This window comes from Pseudomonas sp. StFLB209, assembly GCF_000829415.1.
In the GTDB taxonomy this organism is placed as follows: domain Bacteria; phylum Pseudomonadota; class Gammaproteobacteria; order Pseudomonadales; family Pseudomonadaceae; genus Aquipseudomonas.
In genome coordinates, this window is the sequence record NZ_AP014637.1 from 3,735,748 (window position 1) to 3,760,727 (window position 24,980).

The window sequence follows — 24,980 nt, forward strand, 5'->3', positions numbered from 1 at the left end:
GCGCGATGGCGCTGGGCTGATCAGATGCCTTGTGGCTGCTCTTCGCCGCCCAGGGCTTCGAACAGCTCGGGCAGGAACTCGCCGAAGGTCAGCATCATCAGGGTGAAACTGGCGTCCAGTTGGCCCAAGGCTTCGTCACCGCCGTCCTGCTCGGCCTGCTCTTGCAGCAGGTCTTCGAACTTCAGGCGCTTGATTACCAGCTTGTCGTCGAGCACGAACGACAGTTTGTCTTGCCAGGCCAGCGACAGCTGGGTGACGATTTTGCCGGTGTTCAGGTGCAGCTGGATCTCATCGCCGGTCAGGTCCTGGCGCTTGCAACGCACGATGCCGCCGTCTTCGTGGGTGTCGCGCAGTTCGCATTCATCCAGCACGAAGAAATTGTCGGCGGCTTTCTGGGTCTTGACCCAGTCGGTGAGGGTGGCGCTTGGGGCGACCTTGACCGTCAGTGGGCGCACCGGCAGCGAGCCGATCACTTCACGCAGGGTCGACAGCAGGTCTTCAGCGCGCTTGGCGCTGGAGGCGTTGACCAGAATCAGGCCCTGTTTCGGCGCGATGGCGGCGAAGGTCGCCGAGCGGCGGATGAACGCGCGCGGCAGGAAGGCCTGGATGATTTCATCCTTGAGCTGGTCGCGCTCCTTCTTGTAGACCTTGCGCATCTGCTCGGCCTCGATCTCTTCGACCTTTTCCTTGAGGGCATCGCGCACCACGCTGCCAGGCAGAATGCGCTCTTCCTTGCGCGCCGCGATCAGCAGGAAGTCCTGACTGACATGCACCAAGGGTGCGTCTTCGCCTTTGCCGAACGGCGCCGTGAAGCCATAAGTGGTCAACTCCTGGCTGGCACAGGGGCGGGCAGGCTTGGTCGCCAGTGCAGTTTCCAGCGCTTCGGCGTCAAAGGGCACGTCCTGGGTCAGTCGATAGACAAGCAGGTTTTTGAACCACATGGGCTGAGTCTCTCCTCATATACAAAGTGGGGCATTATTCGCTGCCCGGCTCCCTTGGACCAGCCCTGAGCTAAGTCATTGGAAAATTTATAAATTTTTTTTCAAAAAGTGCTTGTCAGAGTTTGGGGTGCTCCGTAGAATGCGCGCCACACCGAGAGGGTGATTAGCTCAGCCGGGAGAGCATCTGCCTTACAAGCAGAGGGTCGGCGGTTCGATCCCGTCATCACCCACCATCAGTGTAATGCGCAGCGGTAGTTCAGTCGGTTAGAATACCGGCCTGTCACGCCGGGGGTCGCGGGTTCGAGTCCCGTCCGCTGCGCCACTTTCGATTCAAGCTCACTGAACGGCTTGAATCACTGCCAAAAAGGCGGCCTCAGGGTCGCCTTTTTGCTTTTCCGGCTTTTGTTCGGCGCTTCAGGCGCAAGCCTTCAATCGTCTTCACGGGTCCTTTCAGCCCGCACCGCGTCCATGAACGCCTGCATGGCCGATGACTGGATGCGATGGCGGCGGGTGATCAGGCCGTAAGGCGGCAGACGCGGTTCGAAGATGATCGGCAGTACCGCCAGCAGGTGCTTGCCTGGGTAATCATTGATGACCGACACCGGCGTCACACCAATCATGTCGGTCTGCTGCAGCAGCGACAGCAGGGTCATGATCGAAGTGGTTTCGACGATGCTGTTGGGGATATCCACCCGGGCGTTGTGGAAGGCCTGATTGATGATGGTGCGCATCGGGCTGGGGTGCTGTTGCAGGACCCAGGTCATGTCCTGCAGTTGCTCCCAGCTCAGTTCGGTGGCGCCTGCCATCGGGTGTTGGGCGCCGGCAACCACACACAGGGTTTCTTCACCCAGACTGTCGAACAGCAGATCATCGGTGCGGGCGCCATCTGGAATACGGCCGAGCACCACGTCCAGTTGATCCTGTTGCAGGGCCTGCACCAGTACATCGCTGGTATCGACCTGAATGCTCATCGACAGCCGTGGATGACTGTTCTTGAGGGTGGCGATGGTGCGGGTCAGGAGCCCGCAAGCCAGCGCCGGAATGGCGCCGATGGTTACCCTGCCAAGATTGCCGGACTCCAGCGCCACGAACTCCTCACGCATGCCCGACAGCTCGGCGAAGATCATCTTCGCGTAGTAGATCGCCGTCTCGCCAAACGCGGTGGCGCGCATGCCGCGCGGCAAGCGCTCGAATAGTTCGACGCCAAGCAGGCTTTCCGCTTCGTGGAGCATCTTGGTGGCTGCCGGCTGGGTCATGCCGATCTCTTCGGCCGCGCGGCGCAATGAGCCGAACTCCTGAAGCGCCAGCATCAGGCGCAGTTGCCGCAAACGCAGGCGGCTGTGGATGATGCTGGCGTCTGGAATACGGGACATGGCGCGACTCTTGGCAGGAGAACCGGCCAAGGGTGACAACAAATCGCGCCGCTCGCCAGTCATAAGCGAGCGGCCCCTGGCAACGCCCGGAAACAGCCCGGCCTGGGTCCGGTCACGAGACATGCTTGGTCTGCCCGCAGCCTTGACGCGTAAACAGTGCTTTTATGGCGCGCGCCAGCAGTGGCCAGAACAGCATCAGCAGGGCTGCCGTGGTCAGGCTGCCAACCAGTGGATTCGACCAGAAGATCGATAATTGCCCGTCGGAGAACAGCATCGACTGACGAAACGCGTCTTCGGCCTTGTCGCCCAGCACCGCCGCAAGAATCAATGGCGCAATCGGGTAGCCGAGCTTTTTGAACAGATAACCGAGCGCGCCAAAGATCAGCATCAAGCCGACGTCGAACATCGAGTTGTGCACCGAGTAGGCACCAATCGAGCAGATCATGATGATGATCGGCGCAATGATCGAAAACGGGATGCGCAGGATCGAGGCGAACAGTGGCACGGTCGCCAGCACCACAATCAGGCTGACCACGTTGCCCAGATACATACTGGCGATCAGCCCCCAGACGAAATCGTGCTGCTCGACAAACAGCGTCGGCCCCGGATGCAGGCCCCAGATCATCAGCCCGCCGAGCATCACCGCGGCGGTTGCCGAGCCCGGAATCCCCAGGGTCAGCATCGGGAGCAGGGCGCTGGTGCCGGCACTGTGATCGGCGGTTTCAGGGGCGATAACACCTTCCACTTCACCTTTGCCGAAGTTGTCCCGGTTCTTCGAGAAGCGTCGCGCCAGGCTGTAGCTCATGAACGAGGCGGCGGTCGGTCCGCCGGGTGTAACCCCCATCCAGCAACCGACCAGCGCGCTGCGCAGCCAGGTCAGCCAATAGCGTGGCAATTTGGCCCAGGTGCGCAGGATGGTCATTGGCGTGATGCGCGCCCGTTCGCCGCGAAACACCAGGCCTTCCTCGACCGTGCAGAGAATCTCGCCGATACCGAACAGGCCGATCACCGCCACTTCAAAGCTCAGGCCGGAAAGTAGCCAGGTCTGGTCGAAGGTCAGCCGCAGTTCGCCAGACACCGTGTCCATCCCCACGGCAGCCATGGCAAAACCGATCATCATCGCGACCACGGTTTTCAGTGGCGGGTTCTTGCTCATGCCAATGAAAGTACAGAACGCCAGCAGGTACACGGCGAAGAACTCGGGCGAGCTGAACGCCATGGCGAATTCGGCGATACGGGTCGACAGGAAGGTCAGCAGCAGCACGCCCACCAGTGCCCCGAGCAGCGCCGAGGTGAAGGCGGCGGTCAGTGCTTCGCCGGCCTGGCCGTTGCGCGCCATCGGGTAGCCATCGAAGGTGGTCGCCACCGACGAGGGTTCGCCGGGTATGTTGAACAGGATCGAGGTGATGGAGCCGCCGAACAGTGCGCCCCAGTACATGCACGACAGCAGGATGATCGCTGACACCGGCTCCATGGTGAAGGTCAGCGGCAACAGCAGCGCCACGCCGTTGGGCGCGCCGAGGCCGGGCAGTACGCCGACCAGAATGCCAAGCAGCACACCGATGACCATCAGGCCGATGTGATGCGGGGTCAGGATCAGCGCCATGCCCTGCATCAGAGAGTCGATTTCACTCATTGCGGCTTTCCTCCGGCCAGGGTCAGCAGATCACCCAGCAGGCCGCTGTCCAGCGGCACTTTGAACCACAGGGCGAAGATCAGATAGCTGGCCAATGCCGCGCCGCAGGCTATGGTAGCGATCAGGACGATGCCGTAAGGCTTGCTGCGCTGGCGGTCGCGCCACATGAACCAGGCGATGAACACCGCCGAGGCCAGGTAGATACCGGCAAACGGCATGGCGATTACATACAGGGTAATCGGCACGAATACCGCCAGCACCTGGCCAAAGGCCTGGCGGCCGACGAACCCGGCGCTCATCGCCGGGCTGCGCAGCAGCGCCAGAATCAGGTTGCCGAGACTGGCGGCGGTCATCAGCAGACCGATGTAGAAGGGGAAGTAACCGGCCTGGGGGCCGGCATCGCCCCAGCCGATACCGATATCAATGGCGCCATACATGACGATGCTGCCAAGTGCGGCGGTAAACAATGCCAGGCCGATTTCCACCCGGCGGGTGGTCACCAGCGGCGTGTCGGTGGTGTTGGACATGAGAGTTCCTCGCTGTGGGCTGGGCAGCCCGGCGGCTTCGCTGCGCGCCGGGAGAGGTCGAGGCGAGGCTTACTCGCGCAGCCAGCCGGCCTGCTTGAACACGGGGATGACGCGCTCGCGATCCTTCTCGATGTAGCTGACCAGTTGCTGGCCGGCGAGGAAGGTCGGGGCCAGCGCCGAGCGCTCGACGTAGGTTTTGAATTCCGGGGTCTGGCTGACCTTGCGCAGCAATTCGACATAGAACTCGCGCTGCTCGTCGCTGACCCCGCCAGGCAGGAACACCGTACGCGGGAAGCGGTACTGGTCGATGCCCAGGCCCTGTTCCTTGCAGGTGGGTACGTCGGCCCAGGACTGCGTGTCGGTGACTTTCTGGGTGTAGCTCATGCGTTGCTGGCTGAACACGCACAGTGGTACCACCTGGCCGCCGCGCCACTGGCTGACGCTTTCGGCCGGGTTGTTGAAGTTGGCTGCGATGTGCTTGCCGGCCAACTGGGTGGACGCTTCGCTGCCGCTCTTGAACGGTATGTAGGTGAGCCGGGTGTTGGTCTGCTGACCGAGCAGCAGGGTCAGGGTCTGGTCGACATCCTTGGACTGACTGCCGCCGATTCGCATCTTTGCCGGATCCTGGGCAAGGGCGGCCTTGAACGCGGCGGCGTCCTTCCACGGTGAGTCCTGATAGGTCCAGAGGATGAAGTCATCTTCCGCGACGGCGGCTACCGGGGTCAGGTCGGTCCATTGGTAGCCCAGCTTGGCGACCAGTGGCAGCAAGTAGATGTTATTGGTGCCGATCACCAGCTTGTGGGCGTCGCGGTTGGCCAGCTTCATCTCCAGAAAGGCTTCGGCACCGTTGCCGCCGCCCTTGTTGAGCACCACAGTATTGACGTCGAGCAGCTTGTGCTGAGTAATCGCCGACTGGATCACCCGGCCCAGTTGATCGGTGCCGCCGCCGGGGCCGCCGGCCACAACGATCTCTACGTTTTTCTGCGGTTTCCAGTCGGCCAGGGCACTGAGCGGAGCGCTGCAAAGCAGGCAGCAGGCGCTGAGCAGGGCGGGAATGTGACGCGAGCGAACGATGCGCATCGGGGCTACCTCATTGTTGTCATTGTTATGTGGGATGCCCGGAGTGTGCGAAGCATCTCGATAAGCGTCTACTCAAAATAACTGATACTCCGATAGCCTCAGGTTATGTCGACCGCGTCGGTCGAGTGATAACCCCAGGCTATGTCCATATGAGAATCTTTGATTAGACGGTTATCGTTTCGCGGGCCGATAGTGCGCTCAGCCCGGACGGTCCCCTGCCGTCCCGGAATTACAAAAACAACAATGCAGAGGTACTTTCAATGGCTCAGGCTCACCCTGTCGCCCGACAAGTGCGCGCCTCCTCGGACCAGGTTCTGGCTGCCAGTCCCAGTCGAGTGCGCTGGCGCATTTTCGCAATCATCTTCGCGCTCACGGTTATCAATCTGGTCGATCGGGTATCGCTGTCGATCGCCATGCCGATCATCGCCAAGGAGTTCACCCTCAGCCCGAGCATGCAAGGGCTGATTCTCAGCAGCTTCTTCTGGGCCTACGCGTTGCTGCAGATTCCCGGCGGTTGGCTGATCGACCGCTACGGCCCGCGTCGGGTCATCGGTTGGTCAACCGGGCTGTGGGGGACTTTCCAGACGCTGGCCGCATTTGCCACCGGTGGGCTCTCGCTGATGTTCGCGCGGGTCGCTCTGGGCGCTGCCGAGGCACCGTTGTTTCCGGCAGGCGGCAAGCTCAACTCGTTGTGGCTGGGCTCTGGCGAGCGCAGTCGCGGTGCGGTGCTGATGGACTGCGGCGGGCCGTTGGGCGTGGCGCTGGGTGGCTTGTTGATCGCCTACATGATTGCCGTGCTCGACTCCTGGCGGATCGCGTTCTTCATCGCCGGTATCGCCACCCTGGCGATGGGCTGGCTGGCCTGGCATTACCTGCGTGACGATCCGGCGGCGCATCCAGGTGTCAATGAGGCTGAGCTGGCGTCGATCAATGAGGGGCGCAGCGTGCCGATGGCCGAGGCCGCGCAGCAGGCCGTGAAGGGCCTGGGCATCGCCGCCCGCTCGTTGACCGGCATCATGCTTGGCCGGGCCAGTTGGGCCATGGTGTTCTTCGGTCTGCTGACCTGGGGGCCAAGCTATCTGGCGCAGGCGCGTGGCTTCGACATAAAGGGCATTGGCGCGGCGACGTTCGTGATCTTTCTGTGTGGCGCCGCCGGCTCGCTGACCGGTGGCTTTCTCTGTGATCTGCTGATCCGCAAAGGCATGCGCCGGGGGCTGGCCGCCAAAGGGCTGCTGACGTTTTCCGGGCTGATCGCGCTGTGCGCCTTCTTGCTGCTGCCCGGCCTTGGCGACCCCTACCAAGCGGTCGGGCTACTTTCGCTGACGGCATTCTTCCTGATGTGGGGCAGTTTGTACTGGAGTTTTCCAGGCCTGCTGGCATCGCCGGCAAGGGTGGGCCTGATCGGTGGCGTGATGAATCTGGCGGGTAGTCTGGGCGGTATCGCGGTGCCGATCCTGGTCGGCCTGCTGTTGCAACATGCTGGCGGCTACAGCGCGGTATTGGGCTTCTTCGCCGTGTGCTCGGGGCTTTTTATCGCCGGCACGCTGTTGATTTCTCTGGACCAGGCCGAGGTGGCCCATGGCTGATCTGTATGACGGGCCGATCACTGATGCCCACCATCATTTCTGGGACCCACAGCGCAATTACCATCCGTGGTTGTCGGGCAAGCAAAACATCCCGTTCCGTTACGGTGACTACAGCGCGATCAAGCGTCGTTACTTTCCGGATGATTACCTGGCCGATGCCGGTGAGCATCAGGTGGTGGCCACTGTGTATGTGGAGACCGAGTGGGATGCCCGCGACCCGATTGGTGAGACGCGCTTCATTCATCAGGTCGCCGCGCAGTATGGCGCGCCCAATGCGGTGGTCGCCCAGGCCTGGCTGGACGCCCCGGATGCTGCTGAGGTGCTGGCCGCCCAGGCAGGTTTTGAGCGAGTACGCAGCGTACGCCACAAGCCAGGGGGGCCGGCTGCGCCGGATCACGTCGGTCAGCAGCGGACGTTGATGAGTGATGAGCAATGGCGCCGCGGCTATGCCGAGCTGGCGCGCCATGGCCTGCACTTCGACCTGCAAAGCCCGTGGTGGAGCCTGCATGAGGCAATCGAGCTGGCCCGCGACTTTCCACAAACCCAACTGATCCTCAACCACGCCGGGCTGCCGTCGGATCGCAGCGAGCAGGGGCTGGCAGGCTGGCATGCCGCTATGGCGCGTCTGGCCGACTGCGCAAACGTCGCGGTGAAGGTCTCTGGCATCGGCCTGCCCGGCAAGCGCTGGTGCGTTGAAGACAACGCCTGGATCGTGCGCGAAACCATCGCCATGTTCGGCGCCGCGCGGGTGATGTTCGCCAGCAATTTTCCGGTCGACAGCCTGTGTGGCTCGTTCGACGACATCTACGGCGGCTTCAAACGCATCGTCGCCGACCTGCCGCGCCAGCAGCAGGAGCAGCTATTTCACACCAATGCGCGGCGCCTTTATCGCACCGTGCCGGATGTCATCCGCCTTGCGGACGTCTCTGCCGACCTGAGGACCATTGCATGAGTAACTCGACTCTTCCCCGTCTGGCCATGGTGCTGGGTGATCCGGCCGGCATCGGTCCTGAACTGATCGCCCGGCTGCTCAGCGAGCCGGAGGTGCGGGGCAAGGCCCATGTTTTGCTGATCGCCGATGAAGCAGAAATGCGCCGCGGTATGGACATTGCGGGGCGGTCGTTTCCCTACCGCATCATCGACTCGACCGAGGCGCTGCAATTCACCGACGACACACCCTTGCTGTTGCCATTTCGCGGCCATGCCGAGGGCGAGTTTGTGCGCAGCGAAGCCAGTGTCATCGGCGGCCGCTACAGCCTCGATACCCTGGAGCAGGCACTGCGTCTGACGGCGGCCGGCAGCACCGACGCTATACTGTTCGGGCCGTTGAACAAAACCTCACTGCACATGGCTGGCATGGGGCACAGCGATGAGCTGCACTGGTTCGCCGAATACCTGGGGTTCGAGGGACCGTTCTGCGAATTCAACGTGCTCGATAACCTGTGGACCTCGCGGGTGACCTCCCACGTGGCGCTGGCCGATGTGCCTGGCATGCTCAGCCAGCAACGGGTGTTGGAGGCCATTGGCCTGATCGATACCGCGCTCAAGCGCAATGGTCTTGATAAACCACGCATCGGCGTCTGCGGGCTCAACCCGCATAACGGCGACAACGGCAGCTTCGGTCGGGAAGAGCTGGACATCATCGGCCCGGCAGTGGAACTGGCTCGCGAGCAGGGCATCGACGCCGTCGGCCCATATCCGGGCGACACCATCTTTCTCAAGGTGCAGGGCGATAGCCAGGCCTTCGATGCGGTGGTGACCATGTACCACGATCAGGGCCAGATCGCGATCAAGCTGATGGGCTTTTCCCGAGGGGTGACGGTGCAGGGCGGCTTGCCGATTCCTATCACTACCCCGGCCCACGGTACGGCGTTTGATATTGCCGGGCAGGGCAAGGCCAATGTCGGCGCAACCCGGCAGGCCTTCGAGATCGCTTGCCGTATGGGCGCTCGACGTCAGGCCTGACGCCAGACCGTATTGCTGATTTTTTCTCTGCCGGCTCGCGCTCGCCAGCCGGTCAGGTTGACTCATGCTTTGAAACAGGAGCTAGACCATGAAAATAAAATCCATCCGCACCCGCGTTTTCGAATGGAAGGGCAAGGTCGTACCGCCCCAGGCACATTTCTGCACCAACGCCAGCGACATTCTTTTCGAGCGTGGCGATGCCATGGGCTCGTTCCGGTTCCACGGTTGGCTGGTGGTGGAAGTGGAGACTGACAACGGCATCGTCGGCATCGGTAACTGTGCCTTGGCGCCGCGGGTCGCCAAGCAAATCATCGACACCTATCTGGCCCCGATTGCGATTGGCGAAGACCCGTTCGACAACGAATACATCTGGCAGAAGATGTACCGGCAGAGCCATGCCTGGGGGCGTAAAGGCATCGGCATGGCGGCGATTTCGGCAATCGATATCGCCATCTGGGACATCATGGGCAAGGCGGTCGGCAAGCCGGTGTTCAAGCTGCTCGGCGGCCGCACCAAGGAAAAGATCTGGACCTACGCATCCAAGCTGTATGCCAACGACAACCTCGACCTGTTCCTCGAAGAAGCCCAAGGCTACCTGAATCAGGGTTTCACTGCCTTGAAGATGCGTTTCGGTTACGGCCCCAAAGACGGCCCGGCCGGCATGCGCCGCAACATCGAGCAGGTGCGTGCCCTGCGTGAGCTGGCAGGTCCGGATGTCGACATCATGCTTGAGTGCTACATGGGCTGGACCCTGGAATACGCCCGGCGCATGTTGCCGAAGCTGGCCGAGTTCGAGCCGCGCTGGCTGGAAGAGCCGGTGATCGCTGATGACCTGGAAGGCTACATCGAGCTGAAGAAGATGGGCATCATGCCAATCTCCGGCGGTGAGCACGAGTTTACCTCCTATGGCTTCAAGGACCTGCTCGAACGCCGGGCCGTCGACGTGATCCAGTACGACACCAACCGGGTCGGAGGCATCACCGCTGCACGCAAGATCAACGCGATGGCCGAAGCCTGGTCGGTGCCGGTCATCCCGCATGCCGGGCAGATGCACAACTATCACCTGACCATGTCCACCACCGCCTCGCCAATGTCCGAGTTCTTCCCGGTGTTTGACGTTGAGGTGGGTAACGAACTGTTCTATTACGTGTTCAAGGGCGAACCGGCGCCGGTCGATGGCTACATTCAACTCGATGACAACAAACCGGGCCTTGGTCTGGAAATATCGACCGAGTACTTGAGCGAGTTCAACATCATCGAGTGACGGCCTGGCTCAAGCATAACGCTCTGGCCCCTGCTGCCCTCGGTCAAAGAGGGCAGTATGCCCATGCACACGTATGAGGGAGGGCGCTGGCCGCGCAAGCGTCACGAAGCAGCCGAATGCTGAGGGTTTTTCGGGTTATCGATTTTTTTCAATTATTTGCAGCTAAGTGCTTGCCAGCTATGGAATTGCTCCGTAGAATGCGCGCCACACCGAGAGGGTGATTAGCTCAGCCGGGAGAGCATCTGCCTTACAAGCAGAGGGTCGGCGGTTCGATCCCGTCATCACCCACCATCAGTGTAATGCGCAGCGGTAGTTCAGTCGGTTAGAATACCGGCCTGTCACGCCGGGGGTCGCGGGTTCGAGTCCCGTCCGCTGCGCCACTTTCGATTCAAGCTCACTGAACGGCTTGAATCACTGCCAAAAAGGCGACCTCAGGGTCGCCTTTTTGCTGTGCGTTGAAAAAAGCGCTCGGCATGTCGGCGTCGGGCCGATGCGGCACGGAGCATGATTGTTTATTCCAAAATTAAATCTCTGTTATTGATTTAGATCATTTTTATTAATATTAACTTATAGCCAAATAGAATTATCTGCGCTGGTCAAATTCCGTTATGTTTGGTTTCGACAGCCTACCCCTCACCTCGGATGGTACCCAATGTGATTCAGATTCTGCGTCGCAGACCGTAACCACCCAGGCCAAACGCCTGATTCGGCACGGTCTGCCAGGGTGATCGACCACTGATCCCTGAAGCAGAAATGTTGGAAGGGAGTTTGACCCATGCTGCATATCCAGTCCCCCCAAGCGAGTTCTTCACCTCGTTTGCCTGTACGACGCTCCTTGAGCTGCCAATCCATTCACCAGTGCCTCGCGCCACCCGGCCTGAGCGGCTGAAGCTCGCCTTTGCGCTGATGCTTGCTGCTCTGCATGGCTGAGCTGCGCCGCTTTATTAATACCACCCCTAAAGATCACGTTGCCGTATTGGCGGCGTGACTTCCCGACTGCGCAATTTGGCAACACAGGCGGCAGTGCCGTTTGTTCTGGAGCGAATATGGAGCAAGTGATTCAAGGCAACGGCAAACAGGGATGGCGCCGTTCAGTTGTGTTCAACCCGTTGTACCTGGCGGTCAGCAGTGTGCTGCTGGCTGGCAATGTACAGGCTCAAGAGGTGCCGGTACGCCAGACCGATGCGCTGTCTACCGTGGTGGTCACCGGTAACCGTGGCACTGAACAACGCACCGTGACCAGTAGCCCGGTGCCTATCGACGTGGTCAGTGCCAGGCAACTACAGGCCACCGGCAAACCGGGGTTGATGGAGGCCCTGAGTGCGACCATCCCGTCGCTGACCCTGCCGGAAAAGACCGGTTGGGACGGCGCGGGGATGTCCCGCGCACCGAACCTGCGCGGCCTGCCGGCTTCGCAAGTGCTGGTGCTGGTCAATGGCAAACGCCGCCATACCAGTGCGACCCTGAACATCAACGGCATCAACATCGGCGCCGCGCCGGCGGATCTGGACCTGATCCCGATCAGCGCCATTGATCATGTTGAAGTGCTGCGTGATGGCGCGGCCGCGCAGTACGGCTCCGACGCGATTGCCGGTGTGGTCAACGTGATCCTCAAGGCCGACACCAGCGGCACCTCGGTGACCAACGCCGGTATCGGCTATGACGGCAAGAAGCAGACCGTGCAGCAGAGCCTGAACAAGGGCTTTGAAATCGGTGATGGCGGGATCGTGCAACTGGCCCTCGACGCGCGCAGCCAGAACGACGACAACAAGGCCAGCGCCAACGGCTACACCTATGAGCAGGCCTTTGACCGCGCCGGCAAATCCACTTACGGGGGCTACGGCACGCCGAAGAACAATCTGCTGACCCTGGCCTATAACGCCGAGCTGCCGGTCACTGATGAGCTGACCCTGTATTCGTTCAGCACCTTCTCGCGGCGCAAGACCGAGCAGGGGCAAAACTTCCGCCTGCCGACCATTACCAACACCATTCGCACCGGCCCCAACGGTTACCCGGCCGGCTATGTGCCGACCTGGTACATCGACGAAGAGGATTTTCAGGCCGCGTTCGGTGGCAAGGGCCAGCTCGGCGAGTGGGATTGGGACCTGTCGACCACTTTTGGCCGCAACGAGGCTGAGCAGGGCACCTGGAACAACCAGAATCCGTCGCTGGGCGAAGCAACACCCAACTCGTTCAAGTCCGGGACCTGGATCGCCAACGAGCTGACCACCAACCTGGATTTCAAGCGCGGTTTCGAGGTAGGCCTGAGCAAGCCGCTGGACCTGTCGCTGGGCCTGGAGCATCGCCGCGAAGCTTATGAGGTCGAGGAGGGCGACTGGGCCTCGTGGGCCAACGGCGGTTATTGCGTCGCGCCGGGTAACTGCGCCGCGTCCGGCGCCCAGGTCACCAACGGTATTTCGCCGGACCAGACCGACAAGGCGGCGCGCAACAGTGTGGCCAGTTATGTCGATGTCGGCTTCAACCCGTTACCGCAATGGTATGTCGGCAGCGCGTTTCGCTATGAACACTACAACCAGGGCGTAGGCGCGACGCGCAGCGGCAAGCTGACCACCCGCTATGAATTCACCCCGCAACTGGCGGTGCGTGCCACGGTGAGTAATGGCTTCCGTGCGCCGTCGCTGGCCAACAGCCTATTCAGTGCGCGCTCGACCACTTATGGCGTAGTCGACGGCGTGTATCAGTCGATCAACTACGGCGTGCTGCCGGTGGATTCCGGCGCGGCGCAGGCGCTGGGCGCGTCATCGCTGAAGCCTGAGCGGTCGACCAACTACAGCCTGGGCCTGACCTTTACGCCCACTGACCGGCTGAGCCTGACCGCCGACGCCTACCTGATCAATGTGCGTGACCGCATCACCCTGACCAACACCCTGCTCGGCAGTGAAGTGACCCAGGTGCTGCTCAATAACGGCATCGACTCTACCTCCGGCGGCCAGTACTTCATCAACGGCGCCAACACCCGCACCAAGGGCATCGATCTGGTCGGTAATTACAGCCAGGACGCTGGCAGCTGGGGCGCGTTGAAGTGGACCGCCGCGTTCAACTACAACGACACCGAAATCCTCAGCTACCGCAACTCGACCAGCATCCTCGGCACCCAGTACGCGCTGATGGATCGCCAGGCGCGCAATTTCATTGATGGGGTACAGCCCAAGACCAAGCTGATCCTGAGCGGCGACTGGCAGATCGAGCGCTTCAACATCAATCTGACCCTGACCCGCTACGGCAAGTACACCGAGGTCAACTCAGCCGCCGACCGCTCGCTGGATCGCACCTACCAGGCCAAGTGGATCACCGATCTGGACGTCGGCTACGACATCACCCAGGACCTCAACCTGGCCGTCGGTGCCAAGAACCTGTTTGACGTCTACCCCAAGAAACAGGGGGTGCCCAGCAGCACCATGGTCAGCAGCTGGGGCGCCTACTCGCCGTTCGGCTTTACCGGTGGCTACTACTACACGCGCCTGACGTATGCCTTTTGACGCGCCCCTGACGACACGCACTCATTGCCTGCGAGGAATCGAACATGCCTACCATCGCCAAACCCTTTGATCTGCAAGAACAGGACAGGGTTGCCCGGGCCTCTGCGCCCCACCGCACCACGCCGTCCATCGCGTTGCAGATTGTCCCGGCGCGTCATCCCTGGCGCTGGGTCGGCAGCCTGTTTGCCGCCGTGGTGCTGCTCGGCATCGGCCATTCACTGGTCAGCAACCCGCGTTGGGAGTGGGGGGTGTTTGCCGAGTGGTTCTTTGCCCCGTCGGTGCTGCGCGGCCTCGGCCAGACCCTGCTGCTGACCCTGCTGAGCACGCTGTTCAGCATTGTGCTCGGCACTGGCCTTGCGTTGGCGCGGCTGTCGAAGTCGCCGCTGCTGGCGACTCTGGCCTGGGGGTACATCTGGTTCTTCCGGTCAATGCCGGCGCTGCTGGTGCTGATCATCCTCTACAACTTTGCCTATCTGTATGAGCGCATCGTGCTCGGCGTGCCGTTGACCGACCTGGTGCTGGCCGAGTGGTCGACGGTGGACGTGCTCAGCCAGTTCACCGTGGCGGTGCTGGGCCTGTCGATGATGCAGGCGGCCTACACCGCCGAGATCATTCGCGGCGGCATTCTTGGTGTCGATCAGGGCCAGCATGAAGCAGCCGCAGCGCTGGGCCTGCCCGCCCACCGGCGGATCTTTCGGATTATCCTGCCGCAAGCCCTGCGCTCGATCCTGCCGTCCGGGTTCAACGAGATCATCGGCCTGGTCAAGGGCACCTCGATTGTCTACGTGCTGGCCTTGCCCGAGCTGTTCTACACCGTGCAGGTCATCTACAACCGCACCCAGGCAGTGATTCCGCTGCTGATGGTGGCCACGGTCTGGTACCTGATCATCACCACGCTGCTGACCATCGCGCAGTATTACATCGAGCGTTACTTCGCCCGTGGCACCAGCCGGGTGCTGCCGCCCACGCCGTTGCAGCGGCTGATCAACTGGGTCGAGGTGCGCCGCCATGGCTGAAGCGAGCGGGCATATCCGCATCCACAACGTCGGCAAGTCCTACGGCGCCCAGCAGGTGCTCAAGGACATTGATCTGGACATCGAGGCGGGCAAGGTCACGGTGATTCTCGGACCGTCCGGTTCGGGCAAATCAACCCTGCTGCGCACCATCAACCATCTGGAAAAGATCGACAGCGGGCACATCACCATCGACGGTGAGTACGTCGGTTACCGGCGCAAGGGCGACCAGCTGTTCGAACTCAAAGAGCGCGAGATTCTCAAGCGCCGTGCCGAAGTCGGCTTCGTGTTCCAGAACTTCAACCTGTTCCCGCACCTTAGCGCCTGGCAAAACATCGCCGAGGCGCCGCTGGCCCATGGTCGCTGGAGCAAGGCCCAGGCCCGCGACAGGGCGGTGGAGCTACTGGCCCGGGTTGGTCTGGCCGAACGCGCCGAGGCCTACCCACGGCAACTGTCCGGCGGACAGCAGCAACGGGTGGCCATCGCCCGGGCGCTGGCCCTCGACCCCAAGGTGCTGCTGTTCGATGAGCCGACCTCGGCGCTGGACCCGGAGCTGGTCGGCGAGGTGCTGGAGGTGATCAAAAACCTCGCCAGCCTCGGCACAACGCTGGTGGTGGTGACCCACGAGATCGGTTTCGCCCGTGAGGTGGCCGACCATGTGGTGTTCCTCTGCGACGGACAACTGGTCGAGCAAGGCCCGCCGCAGCAGATCTTCCACAATCCGCGCCACCCACGCACCGCCGCCTTTTTCGGCAAGGTTTTATGAGCTTGCTTATGCCGCGTTGCACGCGCAGCAGCGGCTTGAGCCGCGAACCCCATCTATCAAGGAGCGCTTTATGAAGTTCACCAACACCGCGCGCATCGCCCTGCTGGCCCTGGCTGTCAGCGCAGGCCAGCCCGCCCTGGCCGTGACCGACAATGCCGCCGGCGTCAAGGTGGTCAAATTCGACCTGAGCCCCAATCGCGAACGCATTCATGCGCCGCGCAACGAGGCTGCGATTGCGCAGATCCCGCCGGGCTTCAAGTTCGCCCAGCCGGGCAAGTTCACCGTTGCGGTGTCTGGCACCGCCAGTCCGCCGCTGGCCCTGCTGGCCTCCGATGACAAGACCACGATTGGCAGTGAGGCCGACACCGCGCAGTTGATTGCCGACAGCCTGGGTCTGCAACTCAATGTGGTGCAGAGCAGTTGGGAAGACTGGCCGCTGGGGGTCAGCTCCGGCAAATACGATGCGGTGATCAGCAATGTAACGGTGACCGAAGCGCGCAAAAAACGCTTTGACTTTGCCACCTACCGCCGCGACGTGGTGGGCTTCTACGTGAAGAGCAGCAGCAAGATTCAGTCGATCAAAGAGGCCAAAGACATTGCCGGGCTGAAGATCATCGTCGGCTCCGGCACCAACCAGGAGAAGGTCTTGCTGGCCTGGAACCAGGCCAATGAAAAGGCCGGGATCAAGCCGGCGCTGTTGTTGTACTACGACGACAACGCCTCGGCGCAACTGGCGGTGCAGTCCGGGCGCGCTGACGCGACCTTTGCGCCCAATGCCACCGGTGCCTATTCGGCGGCGTTGACCGGTGGCACGCGGCTGGTGGGGGTGGTCAACGGCGGCTGGCCGTTGCAGGCCGATATCGCCGTGACGACCCGCAAGGACAACGGCCTGGTAACGCCGATCCACAGTGCCTTGCAAGGGGTGATTGCCGGCGGCCAGTACGCGCAGGTGCTGGCGCGCTGGGGGCTGGATGTCGAGCGGGTCGACGAATCACTGATCAACCCACCGGGCCTGCCGGACTGATAAAGGAGCGCACACATGACACTGACTCGACGTGAAGCCTTGTCGACCATTGCTGCGGTCGGCGGTGACAACGCCGCCCGTGAGGCGCTGGCGGCGCTGGGCCTGGGACCGTCTTCGCACCGCCGGCCGCAACCGCTGCAGCTCAAGCCGGACGCCGGGCAGGGCGCCAGCGTGCTGGTGCTCGGCGCCGGGATCGCCGGCCTGGTGAGCGCCCTGGAACTGCGCCGCGCAGGCTTTCGGGTCAAGCTGCTCGAAGCCCGTGAGCGGGTCGGCGGGCGCACCTGGACGCTGCGCAACGGCGACCGGGTCGATTACCGCGATGGCCGCAGCCAGACGGTACAGTTTGATCAGGGGCTGTATTTCAATGCAGGCCCTGCGCGGATTCCCAGCCAGCATCGCACGCTGCTGGATTACTGCGCCGAGTTGGGTGTGCCGCTGGAAGTGCTGGTCAACAGCAGCCACGGTGCTCAGGTACGCCCGGACCTTGCCCAGCCAGCATTCACCGTCGGCCAGGCGATCAACGATGCCCGCGGTCATCTGGCCGGGTTGCTGGCCACGGCGGTCAAGCGTGACGCCCTGGACGATGTGCTCAGCGCTGAGGAGCGGACCCGCTTGCTGGGGTTCTTGCAGGTGTATGGCGACCTGTCGCAGGAACTGGCCTATGAAGGCAGCCTCCGTTCCGGACATGGCGAATCGCAAGCGCATCCCGGTGCCTTGCCAGGCAGCCTGAGCCCGGTGAGCCTGGAGCGGCTGTTGCACCCTGAACTGTGGGGCGCCTTGCTGCACAGTGAGTTCCCCGAGTTTTCGGCAACCATGTTCCAGCCGGTCGGCGGCATGGACCGCATCACCGATGCGTTTTACCAGCGCCTGCGCGAACAGGTGCAACTGGGGGCTGAAGTGCGCCGGATTCGTCAGCTCGACGATGGCGTGGCGGTGACCTGGCACGACCACCAGAGCGGCCTGGAGCAGGTCGAGCGCGCCGATTATCTGGTGGCGACCATTCCACTGCCGCTGCTGGCGCGGCTCGACACCGACTTCAGCGAGCCGGTCAAAGCCGCGTTGCGTGAAGCGCCCAACGGCAAGGCGACCAAGGTGGCCTGGCAGTCGCCGCGCTTCTGGGAAACCGATTACCGGATCTACGGCGGCCTGTCGTGGGTCGAGCACCCGGCCCGGCTGCTCTGGTACCCGAGCAACGACCTTAATACCCGCGAGGGCCTGGTGGTGGCCGGTTATGTCACCGGCGACGATGCCCAGGCGTTCGGTGAGCAGCCGTTCGATGCGCAGTTTCGCGCCTCCAGCGAGGCCGTGGAGTTGTTGCATCCGGGTTACTCAACCCAACTGCGCCACCCGCTGGCGGTGTCCTGGGAACAGATTCCGTTCAGCGAAGGCCCATGGCTGGAACGCGACCGCTTTGCCGCCCAGGCCAGCGCCTTGCTCGAAGAGCCCCATGGCCGGGTGTACTTCGCCGGCGACGGGCTGGTGCAGAGCGGCGTCGGCATCTGGCAGGAGTCCGCCGCCAACTCGGCCCGCCATGCGGTTGCGCGACTGGCCGAGCGGGTTATCGAGCAGCGCCAGAAGGCCCAGGCCGGTGTACTTAACGAACACATCAATCCAGGAGCATGACCATGAGCGACAGCATTCAACGCACCTCCGTTGGCACCTTTCCGATCTCCCAGACCGTCACCGTGCCGGCCTCGGCCAGCCTGATCTTCGTTAGCGGCACCTTGCCGGACGTCGCCAACCCCGACGCACCGCCGGGCACCCCGGCAGCCTATGGCAACACCGAAGTACAGACGGTTTCGGTGTTCAACAAGCTGCGCAACATCTTGCGTCAACAGGACCTGGACCTGGGTGACATCGTGCAGTTGCGGGTCTTTCTGCTGGGCACCGAAGAAACCGGCGGCCGCCTGGACTTCGCCGGCTTGCAGGCCGGCTACACGCAGTTTTTCGGCACTCAGGAGCAGCCCAATAAACCGGCCCGCACCGCCTTGCAGGTCGCCGGCCTGCCGTTGCCCGGCGCGCTGATCGAAGTTGAAGCCGTCGCTGCCAGAGCCGTCTGACGCCGCTTCGCTGAATCGGGCGCAGCGCCGCCCGATTCCTGTTGATCCCATTCCAGCCACAGACCGACCACCGGGGACAGACCCTGGCGCGGGTTCGTGCACCTGCAATAAAGCCGACAAGGAAACGTTATGAGCAGACAGCGTGCAGCAGTACCGGGCCGGTTCGCATCACCACGGCCGTGGGTTTTGAGTTCACTGAGCAGCGCTTTGCTGCTGGCGATGAGCGCCCAGGCGGCGCCGCCCGGTCAGGGCAGCGGCAGTGATACGCAACTGGACAAGGTTCAGGTGGTCGGCGCCCGGGTGACCGAGGCCGACGAGGCGATCGGCACCGATAAGATCAGCAATACCGTGTCGATCTCCCATCAGGCGTTGCTCTCGGCACCGGCCGGCACCTCGGGGCTGAAGATGCTTGAATCGCTGCCGGGTTTCAATGTGCAGGTCAATGACGCACTGGGCCTCTACGAGTTCGGCAACTCGGTGTTTGTGCGCGCCTTTAACTTCCAGCAGATCGGTTTTTCCATCGATGGCGTACCGTTGGGCCGCACCGATCAGTTTGGTGGCAGCCCGATTTATCGCTACGTGGATAACGAGAACACCCAACGGGTGACAGCCTCCACCGGCGCAGGCGATGTGTCGCAACCGGGCTATGCCTCGCTGGGGCCTTACGTGGATTACGTGACGGTCAATCCGAGCAAGGAGGCAGGGCTGAGCACTTCCTACACGCTGGGCAGCGACAGCCTGCGGCGCAGTTTTATCAAGGTCAATACCGGCGAATACAACGGCCTGTCGGCGTACCTGAGCCGTTCGAAGATCGACGGTGACCTGTGGCGCGGACCGGGCACCATTGACCGGGAGCACATCGAAGCCAAGCTGCGTTATCAGTTCGGCGACGGCAATGACCTGCAGTTTCGCGTGGTGCATAACGACTTCTTCGACTACGACTCGCCATCGATCACTCAGGCGCAGTACCGGGGCACGGCCGGTGACGCTTTTGGCCGGTCGGGGCGCGACTTTGCCTATCTGGGCCAGTTGCCGAACCTGCCGCCGAGCACGGCGGGGGTGCAGTACAGCAATGCCGGTTACAACCAGTACTACAAGACTGCGATCAACCAGCGGCGTGACACGCTGTACAGCCTCAACGGGCGCTTTGCGCTCAGCGACAACCTGGACAACACCACCAGCGTCTATTACGAAGACAAGAAGGGCTTTGGCGTGTCGCCGGAGGCCTACGCCACCTCCCTCGCGCTGCACAACGCTCAGGTCGCCAGCGTGCCGGGATTGTCGGCACCGCGAGGTATCCAGTACGGCCTGTCGGCCTTGAGCGGTCACCGCTATGGGGCCAGCAGCAACTTCACCTGGCATGTCGGTCAGCACGCCATCGAGGCTGGTATCTGGGCTGAAAAGGACGTGTTCAACCGCTTGCAGGCGCGCTACAACCTGACCGATGGCAGCCCGGCCGGTTACCGGTTGATCAATGAGCCGGTGCATCTGCAAGGCGACTTCAGCTCGACCCGCGACTCGCTGCAACTGCATATCAAGGATACCTGGACCTTGTTCGACGACCGTCTGCGCCTGCAGTATGGCTTCAAGCGTCTGGACCTGGATTATCGGGTCGAAGGCTACCGCAATGCCGGCGATTACATCGCCAACCGTCAGCCCCGGCTGGGCACCACCTGGCGCGACAACTTTCTGCCCCAGGCCGGTATCGTCTATGACCTGACTGCCAGTTCGCAGCTGTTTGCCTCGTACTCGGAAAACCTCGCCCTGCCACGTGGCGCCGATGATGTATATCGCGCCGCCAGCCCCAACGTTCCGGCCCCCGAGGCCGAGACGTCGAAGAACTACGAGGTTGGCTACCGCCTCAATTACCCGACCTTCAACGCTGCCTGGGCGCTGTACCGTACCGAGTTTGACAACCGCCTGCAGTCGTTTGCCGCCATCGTGCCGGGCAGTACCACCACCGAGACGTTCTACCAGAACGTCGGCAAGGCCGAGGCCTACGGCACCGAGCTGAGCGGCCAGTGGAAACCGCCGGTCCTCGCCAACAAGGTGGTGCTCAACGGCAGCGTCAGCTACAACGTGGCGCGTTTCAAGGATGACGCTGCCGGCCTGGCGCTGAAAGACAACGAGGTGCCCGATAGCCCGCGCTGGCTGGCGCAGGCCGGTGTCACCTACGAAATCACCCCTTGGGCGGTACTGAATTTCACCGCCCGGCACATCGGCTCGCGCTACAGCAACTTCACCAACAGCGAATCGGTGCCCGGTTACACCCTGTACAACGCCTATCTGGACCTGGGCCGCGACGACCTGCATTACGGCCCGCTCAAGGGCGTCAAGCTGCGCTTCAACGTCGACAACCTGTTCGACAAGGATTACCTGGGCTACATCCTGACCAGTACCACCGGGCCGGCTTCCTACCGTCCCGGCTCGCCGCGCACCTTCCAGACCACCCTGAGCGCGGAGTTCTGAACCATGAACAGACTTGCTGCCGCTTTATCGGGTCTCGCACTGACCCTGCTCAGCCTGAGCCCGCAGGCCGACGAGCAGGTCCGCGCCTCGACCCTGGCCCTGCATCAGCGCTTGCTGGTGCTCGACAGCCATCTGGATACGCCGCTGAATTTCCTGCGCCCTGGCTGGGACATCCTGGCGCGTCACAGCTACAAGGACGACGGCAGTCAGGTCGATTTGCCACGCATGATCGACGGCGGCCTGGATGGTGGTTTCTGGGTCATCTATACCCCGCCCGGACCGCGTACCGAAGCCGGGCGGGCCTACGCCAGCAACTACGGCCTGTCGGTGCTGGCGCGGATCAAGGACTTGATCAGCCGTGCGCCGGAGCGCTTCGAGCTGGCACTGACTGCCGCCGATGCGCGGCGCATCGCCGCCGAGGGCAAGCGGGTGGTGTTCATCAGCATGGAAAACGCCGACCCGCTGGGCTCCGATCCGCAACTGCTGAACACTTACTACCGACAGGGTTTGCGCATGCTCGGCCTAGTGCACTTCAGCACCAACGAAATCGCCGACTCGGCCACTGCGCTGCCGGAATGGAAAGGTCTGAGCCCCAAGGGCCGCGAGCTGGTCGCCGCCGCCAACCGGCTGGGTATTTTGCTGGATGTTTCGCATGCTTCCGATGCCGTGTTCGATCAGGTCCTGGCCTTGTCCAAAGCCCCGGTCATCGCCTCACACACCAGCGCCAAGGCGGTCAGCCCGCACCCGCGTAACCTCGACGATGAGCGCCTGCGTGCGCTGGCGGCCAAGGGCGGGGTAGTGCAGGTCAATAGCTACGGCGACTATCTGATCCCGCTAAAGCCCAACCCGGAGCGGCAAAAGGCCTTGGCGCCGCTGTACGCCCGCTACAACAACCTCGCCGCGCTGAACCCCGATGAGGTCAAGGCGCTACAAGCCGAGATCGCTGCGGTCAAGCAGCGTTACCCCCAGCCAAGGCCGGACCTGGATGTGTTCATGAACCACGTGCTGCACATCCTCAAAGTGGTCGGCCCCGAACACGTCGGCATCGGCGCCGACTGGGACGGTGGCGGTGGAGTGGAGGGGCTGGAAGACGTCAGCCTGCTGCCGCGCATCAGCGAGCGACTGCTGCAGGCTGGCTACAGCGAGCAGGATCTGGCCAATATCTGGGGCGAGAACCTGCTCAGGGTGCTGCAAGCGGCGCAGGATGCGGCACCGCACTGAGGTGCCGCCGACGCGGGGCCCGTGGACCGGTGCGAGCCAGCTTGTTGGCGAAGACGGCGGCACATTCACCGCAGATGTAGTGTCTTTACTGGCCTCTTCGCGACCAGGGTCGCTCCTACTTGATCAGCGCCAGCACTGCGTCAGTTACCTGGCGCGTGGTGGCGGTACCGCCCAGGTCCGGGGTATGCAGGCCACTCTCGGTCACCGCCTCAATGGCCGACATCAGGGTCCTGGCCGCCGCTGCCTCGCCCAGATGCTCCAGCATCATTGCGGCGGTCCAGAACGTGGCGATGGGGTTGGCTACACCCTTGCCGGTGATGTCGAACGCCGAGCCATGGATCGGTTCGAACATCGACGGAAAACTGCGATTGGGATTGAGGTTGGCCGTCGGCGCAATCCCCAGGCTGCCAGACAACGCCGCGGCCAGATCGGAAAGAATGTCAGCGTGCAAATTGGTGGCGACGATCACATCCAGGGTGCCGGGCTTGAGCACCATGCGGGTGGTGACGGCATCGACCAGTTCCTTATCAATCCGCACATCCGGAAAGTCCTTGGCCACCTCAAAGAACACTTCATCCCACAGCACCATGCCGTGACGCTGGGCATTGGACTTGGTGACCAGCGTCAGGTGCTTGCGCGGGCGGCTGCGGGCCAGTTCGAAGGCAAACCGGTGAATCCGCTCGACACCGACCCGGGTAAACACCGACACCTCGGTAGCGACCTCTTCCGGCAGGCCGCGGTGTACCCGACCGCCATTGCCGGAATACTCGCCCTCGGAGTTCTCGCGCACCACCACCCAGTCGATCTCATGACCATTATGCAGCGGACTTTTGACCCCCGGCAGCACCCGCGCTGGCCGTACATTGGCGTACTGATCGAAACCCTGGCAAATCGGCAGCCGCAGCCCCCACAGCGAAATGTGATCGGCCACATTCAGCGCGCCCACGGCGCCGAAGAAAATCGCATCGAAAGTCTTCAGCTCGTCCAGACCGCCTTCAGGAATATAAAAACCGTTCTTCAGGTAATTGTCCGAATTCCAGTCGAAATGCCCGAACTTCAACTCAAAGCCGGATTTTGCTGCCAACGCCTGCAACACCTCGACCCCGGCGGCAATCACCTCCACGCCAATACCATCACCCGGTACCGCTGCAATCTTGTAAGTGCTCATGACTCAACTCCACGCTGGATAATCAATCGTGCCTGCCGCCACCGAATGGCCGACAAGGTGTGGAACCGAGTGTAAGTGGTGAATTGGGATTTATGATTCACTCAAAATAACAACATAATTAACTTTATTTCATGAGTTCAAGCGCTCATCGGCACCTGCCGTCAGGGCAGAGCGCGCAGCCCGATTAGCTGCGGGATTAATCCATGCAGCGCATCACGCGCCATACTGTCCACTTAGCCGCCGATTGCCACTGTAGGAGCGACGTTGGTCTGGGCGGTATTCCGACGAAGAGGCCGGTAACGTCACAGCATCTGCTGCGAATGGGTCGTCGTCTTGGTTTGTAACCGGAGCGCTGCCGGCTGCTCCCAGCGGTCTGGCTGACCCGTATTTAGGCTAAAGCAGGCCCCACCGCAGCCATCAAGCCCGGCGACAGTTCTGAACAACCCCTGAACAGTCATCACCCAGCGCCGAGCTTGTCCCTACCTCCCTGAACTTATTAGGGTTTTGCGCCTCTGATGCCGGTAGCCATTGATCGCGGCGGCCTGATAAGCTCGCGGCTTTACTCGTTTGCCCTTTCGGCGCATGAACAAGGAAACAGCATGAAACAGCATCGGTTGGCAGCGGCGATTGCCCTGGTTGGTCTGGTACTCGCAGGTTGTGACAAACAAGCCAGTACCGTCGAGCTGAAAACCCCGGCCCAGAAAGCCTCCTACGGCATCGGCCTGAACATGGGCAAAAGCCTGGCACAGGAAGGCATGGACGACCTCGACTCCAAGGCCGTAGCCCTGGGTATCGAAGACGCCATCGGCAAGAAAGACCAGAAACTCAAAGACGAAGAGCTGATCGAAGCCTTCGCTGCCCTGCAAAAACGCGCTGAAGAGCGCCTGGCCAAGCAGAGTGAAGAAGCCGCAGCAGCCGGCAAGAAATTCCTCGAAGAAAACGGCAAGAAATCTGGCGTGACCACCACAGCCTCCGGCCTGCAATACGAAGTCGTCAAAAAGGCCGACGGTGCTCAACCCAAACCAACTGACGTGGTGACTGTTCACTACGAAGGCAAACTGATCGACGGCAAAGTGTTCGACAGCTCTGTAGAGCGCGGCAGCCCGATCGACCTGCCGGTCAGCGGTGTGATTCCAGGCTGGGTCGAAGGCCTGCAACTGATGCACGTTGGCGAAAAGATCAAACTGTACATCCCGGCTGAGCTGGCTTACGGTGCCCAGAGCCCGAGCCCGTTGATTCCGGCCAACTCGGTACTGGTCTTCGACCTGGAACTGATGGGCATCAAGGACCCGGCCGCAGCGCCGGCCCTGCCTGACGAAGAAGAAGAGGCCGCACCGGCTGAGGCACCTGCCAAGAAGTAATTGCGGCATGTCAGCAAAAACGCCCT

At 62.2% G+C, this 24,980-nt stretch carries 19 protein-coding genes and 4 tRNA genes; 17 read left to right on the forward strand and 6 right to left on the reverse strand.

Annotation, left to right across the window (positions count from 1 at the left end):
- Window positions 1-20 precede the first annotated feature (20 nt).
- Window positions 21-941: a recombination-associated protein RdgC gene (gene rdgC, locus PSCI_RS16750; RefSeq protein ID WP_045489083.1), complete on the reverse strand. Its 921-nt coding sequence runs from the start codon at window positions 939-941 to the stop codon at window positions 21-23.
- Window positions 942-1,098: 157 nt separating this feature from the next.
- Here rdgC and PSCI_RS16755 point away from each other — a divergent pair.
- Window positions 1,099-1,174: transfer RNA gene (locus PSCI_RS16755), tRNA-Val, on the forward strand.
- A 12-nt stretch (window positions 1,175-1,186) separates the two neighbouring features.
- Window positions 1,187-1,263, forward strand: a tRNA-Asp gene (locus PSCI_RS16760).
- A gap of 106 nt (window positions 1,264-1,369) precedes the next feature.
- On the opposite strand, the gene PSCI_RS16765 is transcribed toward PSCI_RS16760, so the two are convergent.
- The 4 genes from PSCI_RS16765 to PSCI_RS16780 form a co-directional block, all read right to left on the reverse strand.
- Window positions 1,370-2,314 (reverse strand): LysR family transcriptional regulator, encoded by a 945-nt coding sequence (locus PSCI_RS16765; protein WP_045489086.1) that lies wholly within the window; start codon window positions 2,312-2,314, stop codon window positions 1,370-1,372.
- Window positions 2,315-2,426: 112 nt separating this feature from the next.
- Window positions 2,427-3,950 carry a tripartite tricarboxylate transporter permease gene (locus PSCI_RS16770; RefSeq protein WP_045489088.1) on the reverse strand — a complete coding sequence of 508 codons (1,524 nt, stop codon included), beginning with the start codon at window positions 3,948-3,950 and terminating at the stop codon, window positions 2,427-2,429.
- Window positions 3,947-4,477 carry a tripartite tricarboxylate transporter TctB family protein gene (locus PSCI_RS16775; RefSeq protein WP_045489091.1) on the reverse strand — a complete coding sequence of 177 codons (531 nt, stop codon included), beginning with the start codon at window positions 4,475-4,477 and terminating at the stop codon, window positions 3,947-3,949. The genes PSCI_RS16770 and PSCI_RS16775 overlap by 4 nt, the downstream gene beginning before the upstream one ends.
- A 69-nt stretch (window positions 4,478-4,546) precedes the next feature.
- The gene (locus PSCI_RS16780) at window positions 4,547-5,557 is read right to left on the reverse strand and encodes a Bug family tripartite tricarboxylate transporter substrate binding protein (RefSeq protein ID WP_045489095.1); all 1,011 of its coding nucleotides are present in this window, start codon (window positions 5,555-5,557) and stop codon (window positions 4,547-4,549) included.
- Window positions 5,558-5,817: 260 nt separating this feature from the next.
- Between PSCI_RS16780 and PSCI_RS16785 the strand changes: the two genes are divergently transcribed.
- From PSCI_RS16785 to PSCI_RS16850, 14 genes are all read left to right on the forward strand, one after another.
- Window positions 5,818-7,143: an MFS transporter gene (locus PSCI_RS16785; protein WP_045489098.1), complete on the forward strand. Its 1,326-nt coding sequence runs from the start codon at window positions 5,818-5,820 to the stop codon at window positions 7,141-7,143.
- Window positions 7,136-8,095, forward strand: coding sequence for an amidohydrolase family protein (locus PSCI_RS16790; protein WP_045489101.1), 960 nt, complete (start codon window positions 7,136-7,138; stop codon window positions 8,093-8,095). Before PSCI_RS16785 ends, PSCI_RS16790 begins: the two co-directional genes overlap by 8 nt.
- Entirely contained in the window at window positions 8,092-9,108 is a 1,017-nt protein-coding gene (locus PSCI_RS16795; protein ID WP_045489103.1) for a 4-hydroxythreonine-4-phosphate dehydrogenase PdxA, read from the forward strand. Before PSCI_RS16790 ends, PSCI_RS16795 begins: the two co-directional genes overlap by 4 nt.
- 88 nt (window positions 9,109-9,196) lie before the next feature.
- On the forward strand, window positions 9,197-10,372 hold the full coding sequence (locus PSCI_RS16800) for an L-rhamnonate dehydratase (RefSeq protein WP_045489106.1): 1,176 nt from the start codon (window positions 9,197-9,199) through the stop codon (window positions 10,370-10,372).
- A 215-nt stretch (window positions 10,373-10,587) separates the two neighbouring features.
- A tRNA-Val gene (locus tag PSCI_RS16805) sits at window positions 10,588-10,663 on the forward strand.
- A 12-nt stretch (window positions 10,664-10,675) separates the two neighbouring features.
- Window positions 10,676-10,752 (forward strand) — tRNA-Asp (locus PSCI_RS16810).
- 666 nt (window positions 10,753-11,418) lie between these two features.
- The gene (locus PSCI_RS16815) at window positions 11,419-13,872 is read left to right on the forward strand and encodes a TonB-dependent receptor plug domain-containing protein (protein ID WP_084709999.1); all 2,454 of its coding nucleotides are present in this window, start codon (window positions 11,419-11,421) and stop codon (window positions 13,870-13,872) included.
- A 44-nt stretch (window positions 13,873-13,916) separates the two neighbouring features.
- Window positions 13,917-14,888 carry an amino acid ABC transporter permease gene (locus PSCI_RS16820; protein ID WP_045489108.1) on the forward strand — a complete coding sequence of 324 codons (972 nt, stop codon included), beginning with the start codon at window positions 13,917-13,919 and terminating at the stop codon, window positions 14,886-14,888.
- The gene (locus tag PSCI_RS16825) at window positions 14,881-15,651 is read left to right on the forward strand and encodes an amino acid ABC transporter ATP-binding protein (protein WP_045489111.1); all 771 of its coding nucleotides are present in this window, start codon (window positions 14,881-14,883) and stop codon (window positions 15,649-15,651) included. The genes PSCI_RS16820 and PSCI_RS16825 overlap by 8 nt, the downstream gene beginning before the upstream one ends.
- A 70-nt stretch (window positions 15,652-15,721) precedes the next feature.
- Window positions 15,722-16,675, forward strand: a complete 954-nt coding sequence (locus PSCI_RS16830; RefSeq protein ID WP_045489114.1) for an ABC transporter substrate-binding protein — start codon at window positions 15,722-15,724, stop codon at window positions 16,673-16,675.
- Between the two features lie 15 nt (window positions 16,676-16,690).
- A complete protein-coding gene (locus tag PSCI_RS16835) occupies window positions 16,691-18,298 on the forward strand; it encodes a flavin monoamine oxidase family protein (RefSeq protein WP_045489117.1) in 1,608 nt (535 codons plus the stop codon).
- A 2-nt stretch (window positions 18,299-18,300) separates the two neighbouring features.
- Complete coding sequence (locus PSCI_RS16840; protein ID WP_045489119.1) at window positions 18,301-18,735, forward strand: RidA family protein; 435 nt, start codon at window positions 18,301-18,303, stop codon at window positions 18,733-18,735.
- A gap of 129 nt (window positions 18,736-18,864) precedes the next feature.
- Window positions 18,865-21,204 carry a TonB-dependent receptor gene (locus PSCI_RS16845; protein WP_084710001.1) on the forward strand — a complete coding sequence of 780 codons (2,340 nt, stop codon included), beginning with the start codon at window positions 18,865-18,867 and terminating at the stop codon, window positions 21,202-21,204.
- 3 nt (window positions 21,205-21,207) lie between these two features.
- Window positions 21,208-22,425 (forward strand): dipeptidase, encoded by a 1,218-nt coding sequence (locus PSCI_RS16850; protein WP_045489122.1) that lies wholly within the window; start codon window positions 21,208-21,210, stop codon window positions 22,423-22,425.
- 115 nt (window positions 22,426-22,540) lie between these two features.
- Here PSCI_RS16850 and PSCI_RS16855 read toward each other — a convergent pair whose 3' ends face one another.
- Window positions 22,541-23,593, reverse strand: coding sequence for a tartrate dehydrogenase (locus PSCI_RS16855; RefSeq protein ID WP_045489125.1), 1,053 nt, complete (start codon window positions 23,591-23,593; stop codon window positions 22,541-22,543).
- 599 nt (window positions 23,594-24,192) lie between these two features.
- Between PSCI_RS16855 and PSCI_RS16860 the strand changes: the two genes are divergently transcribed.
- Complete coding sequence (locus PSCI_RS16860; protein ID WP_045489127.1) at window positions 24,193-24,954, forward strand: FKBP-type peptidyl-prolyl cis-trans isomerase; 762 nt, start codon at window positions 24,193-24,195, stop codon at window positions 24,952-24,954.
- Window positions 24,955-24,980 lie beyond the last annotated feature (26 nt).

Excerpts from the sequence above, each read along its gene's own strand:
- rdgC (WP_045489083.1), bottom strand. The coding sequence starts at position 941 with ATGTGGTTCAAAAACCTGCTTGTCTATCGACTGACCCAGGACGTGCCC.
- PSCI_RS16765 (WP_045489086.1), bottom strand. The coding sequence starts at position 2,314 with ATGTCCCGTATTCCAGACGCCAGCATCATCCACAGCCGCCTGCGTTTG.
- PSCI_RS16770 (WP_045489088.1), bottom strand. The coding sequence starts at position 3,950 with ATGAGTGAAATCGACTCTCTGATGCAGGGCATGGCGCTGATCCTGACC.
- PSCI_RS16775 (WP_045489091.1), bottom strand. The coding sequence starts at position 4,477 with ATGTCCAACACCACCGACACGCCGCTGGTGACCACCCGCCGGGTGGAA.
- PSCI_RS16780 (WP_045489095.1), bottom strand. The coding sequence starts at position 5,557 with ATGCGCATCGTTCGCTCGCGTCACATTCCCGCCCTGCTCAGCGCCTGC.
- PSCI_RS16785 (WP_045489098.1), top strand. The coding sequence starts at position 5,818 with ATGGCTCAGGCTCACCCTGTCGCCCGACAAGTGCGCGCCTCCTCGGAC.
- PSCI_RS16790 (WP_045489101.1), top strand. The coding sequence starts at position 7,136 with ATGGCTGATCTGTATGACGGGCCGATCACTGATGCCCACCATCATTTC.
- PSCI_RS16795 (WP_045489103.1), top strand. The coding sequence starts at position 8,092 with ATGAGTAACTCGACTCTTCCCCGTCTGGCCATGGTGCTGGGTGATCCG.
- PSCI_RS16800 (WP_045489106.1), top strand. The coding sequence starts at position 9,197 with ATGAAAATAAAATCCATCCGCACCCGCGTTTTCGAATGGAAGGGCAAG.
- PSCI_RS16815 (WP_084709999.1), top strand. The coding sequence starts at position 11,419 with ATGGAGCAAGTGATTCAAGGCAACGGCAAACAGGGATGGCGCCGTTCA.
- PSCI_RS16820 (WP_045489108.1), top strand. The coding sequence starts at position 13,917 with ATGCCTACCATCGCCAAACCCTTTGATCTGCAAGAACAGGACAGGGTT.
- PSCI_RS16825 (WP_045489111.1), top strand. The coding sequence starts at position 14,881 with ATGGCTGAAGCGAGCGGGCATATCCGCATCCACAACGTCGGCAAGTCC.
- PSCI_RS16830 (WP_045489114.1), top strand. The coding sequence starts at position 15,722 with ATGAAGTTCACCAACACCGCGCGCATCGCCCTGCTGGCCCTGGCTGTC.
- PSCI_RS16835 (WP_045489117.1), top strand. The coding sequence starts at position 16,691 with ATGACACTGACTCGACGTGAAGCCTTGTCGACCATTGCTGCGGTCGGC.
- PSCI_RS16840 (WP_045489119.1), top strand. The coding sequence starts at position 18,301 with ATGAGCGACAGCATTCAACGCACCTCCGTTGGCACCTTTCCGATCTCC.
- PSCI_RS16845 (WP_084710001.1), top strand. The coding sequence starts at position 18,865 with ATGAGCAGACAGCGTGCAGCAGTACCGGGCCGGTTCGCATCACCACGG.
- PSCI_RS16850 (WP_045489122.1), top strand. The coding sequence starts at position 21,208 with ATGAACAGACTTGCTGCCGCTTTATCGGGTCTCGCACTGACCCTGCTC.
- PSCI_RS16855 (WP_045489125.1), bottom strand. The coding sequence starts at position 23,593 with ATGAGCACTTACAAGATTGCAGCGGTACCGGGTGATGGTATTGGCGTG.
- PSCI_RS16860 (WP_045489127.1), top strand. The coding sequence starts at position 24,193 with ATGAAACAGCATCGGTTGGCAGCGGCGATTGCCCTGGTTGGTCTGGTA.